The organism is uncultured Campylobacter sp., assembly GCF_938030785.1.
Lineage (GTDB): Bacteria > Campylobacterota > Campylobacteria > Campylobacterales > Campylobacteraceae > Campylobacter_B.
The window spans coordinates 1-2,881 of sequence record NZ_CALHIK010000127.1 but is presented as its reverse complement, the minus strand read 5'-3'; the positions used below and the strand labels follow the sequence as shown (position 1 = coordinate 2,881).

General features: G+C 50.3%; 2 protein-coding genes and 1 pseudogene. All 3 read left to right on the top strand.

Translation table 11 applies throughout. The features are described 5' to 3' along the window. The first annotated feature begins 702 nt into the window (after positions 1-702). Complete coding sequence (locus Q0438_RS07330) at positions 703-870, top strand: hypothetical protein (protein WP_291936580.1); 168 nt, start codon at positions 703-705, stop codon at positions 868-870. 9 nt (positions 871-879) lie between these two features. Next, positions 880-2,436: a disulfide bond formation protein B gene (locus Q0438_RS07325; protein WP_299189724.1), complete on the top strand. Its 1,557-nt coding sequence runs from the start codon at positions 880-882 to the stop codon at positions 2,434-2,436. 21 nt (positions 2,437-2,457) lie between these two features. Next, a pseudogene (locus Q0438_RS07320) lies at positions 2,458-2,881 on the top strand (hypothetical protein); the annotation flags it as partial.

Here is a 2,881-nt window from a genome sequence, read left to right as displayed (position 1 = left end):
TCGCAAGAGCAGGCCGAAAAATCGGCAACCTATTTCATCGGCTATTTCAAAGATGGTAAGCTAAGTCGCTATGAGAAAATTTACGAAGGCGAGAGAGCTTTTTCGAGCGAGGATATAAAGCGGTAGCGAATGAAATCGCAAATTAGCGGCAAAGAGGCGCGATGAAATTTCACGCTGCTCAGCGCCAAAAGAGCGCGCGTCAAATTTATACATTCGCTTTTGCGCAGGCGGCTGCTCTAATCTTTTAAATTTTACGGCCCAGCTTAAATTTAGGGCTCGGCGCTATACGACGATGGCGCTTTTGCTCTTTTCGCCGCTAAAGACATCCCGTCGTATAGCCAAAAATACCCGCTGCCGCTTCGCTAAAGATACTCCCTCCCCGTCGCTTCGCAAAGATAGTTCTTGCCGCGCCGCTCTTTTTAAGACCGCAGTCAAAGCGGCGAAATCATCAAAATTTTAAAATTTTATACCGAATATAAGATCGCGGAGCGACTAATCCCAGGATGATCGATCGCTTCACGCCTCACGTATCGCGGCTCAAATTTATCTTAATCGATCATTTTTTATCCGTTGATATATAGTTTCAAAATACGTATCGCTACAAAAATATATAAATTTTCATAGGTAATCTTAAAATTTAAGTAAAATTTTATCCTAGCTGCATTACCATTCAATAACTATTTTCACGATAAGGAGAACGGCATGGAACTACTGATCCTTGTTTTGCTAGCGGCTGCCGTATGGCTAGTGTGGCGAAAGCCCGCGAAAGAAAAGGTTGCCTTTAGGCTCTTCGTGCTCGGCGCAGCACTATGCTTTGCGATGTATTTTATCGCGAGCTTTACCTCCGTGCTGCCCTTCGGAAGCTATTAGGAGGGCGCTATGCAAAAGAGATTTAACCTACTGATGACCACGGCGGTTTTACTGATCCTCGCTATCCCCGTAGGCATCGCAAACATCTATCTCGGATACGTCGTGGGCGAGAGCCCCTGCACGCTATGCTGGTTCGAGCGCATCGGCATGATCTTAATCGGCGTTTTAGGCATCTTTATCTTGCGCTACGGAGCCAAGATCAAATACGTCTCGGCAGTCTTCATCTGCGCGGCATACGGGCTTTTTATGAGTATCCGCCACACCTCGCTCGACGGCTTTGCGTGGGACGTGGGGATGGGCTTTGGCGACGCTATCTTCGGCGCACACACCTACACGTGGGGCGCATTCGTGTATTGGGCCGTCGTTTTGGTAATGCCCGTAATGCTGCTTTTTGCTCCGAAAGCGCAAAACCTAGACGAGCAAAGCGAAAGCTTCAACCCTTTTAGCGCATACACGACCGCGATCGTCGCGATCTCGTTCGCCGTCATCGTCTCAAACGCCTTCCAGGCCTTCTTCTCCACGGGCGTTCCGCCTTTTAGCGGCAAAGGCGAGCCCGAAAGGATAAGCTTAAATCTAGCTCAAGCAAGCGATAAATGGACCGCTCAAATTTGGACGAGGCTGCAAAGGCCCTTTTCGCTTACGGGCAAAAATAAAGTGCAGATGCCACACATCGCCGGCGCTTTAGAGGAAGGAGCGTTTAAATTTAACGAAAATCCAAACGACGGCGCCGTGAAAAATTTAAAACCCGCCCTTAAGATCAAAAGCAAAAAGCCGCTTGCGTTTAAAGCGACCGGGATCTTCGGTCAAGGAAACGCAGGCGGGCTCGCATACGACACCGCAAGCGATGAGTTCGCTGTCGTCTCGACGGCTGCTGGAGTATATTTTCTAGACGGCAGTCTGCAAAACATAACGCACCGCGCGATCCTAGACAAACCGAACGGATACGACATCAGATACAGCGTCGATAGCACCTTTGCAGACGGCAAGCTCATCACGACCGCTTTCAACAAGACCCTTTGGGCGGTGGAAAAAGCGCCGCAGGGCGAGATCGATAAATTTAAAGAGTGGAATACCTTCCGCGAAAGCAGCGGCGGATTAAAGACCTCGTGGTATAGAGATCGCCCCGTCGTGCTAACCGTCAGGGCAAAAAAGGCCTACGTCCTATCGATCGCAAGCGACCCCGCAAGCGAGTTTATGTATATGTTCTCGGTGCCGAATGAGGTTTCAAAAAAAGTCGTCGTCATAAAGGTCGATAAAAACGATCAAACCCTAAGCGCCGAGAGCGTCCTAAAACCGGGCGCAGGGCTTGAGCTAAAAGACGGACGCGATCTAAACGACTACTACATCACCGGCGCCGACGTGAAAAACGGCAAAATTCTAGCGCTTAGCAAAAATTACAATACCCTACTCGTCGTGGACACGGAGACGATGAGAGCGGTGGATGCCTACGAGCTGCCTGCCGTCGGCGATATGCACGCTATCGCGATCAAGGGCGAGTCGCTCTTCATCTTAAGCGTGGAGGGCGGGCAGGACGTCGTGTATGAGCTCGAAAGCCCCGCGATTTAAAATTCAGATAAAGGAACGGTCGTGAGAGGTATTTTTAAAATTTCGCCCGAGGACGCGGCAGATTTTGCGGCGGTAAATTTAAAGGCGCGAGCGATTATTTCGGTGGGCGCTTTTAGGGCGCAGACGGCGGTTTCGGCAGACAAGCTTCGGGCGCGAGCGGCAGTTTTAGCAGGCTCTATTTTAGCGGCGACATTAGTTCTCGCGATGCCTGCGGGCGCGACCGAGGCGGCAGCAAAACACGCGGCGGCGGATAAAATTTGCCTACAAAAGACGAGTTATAAAACAGAGGGCGGCGCCGTGCCGCGCTACGAATATGAAGTAAGCCAAAACTACGACGCCAAAACCCGCCGCCTAGAAAAAATCTACAAAAAAAGCAGCGAAGAGGGAGCGTCCGTATCGAAAAGCTTTAGCAAATTTGACGAAAGCGGCGAGCGCGAGATCGAAA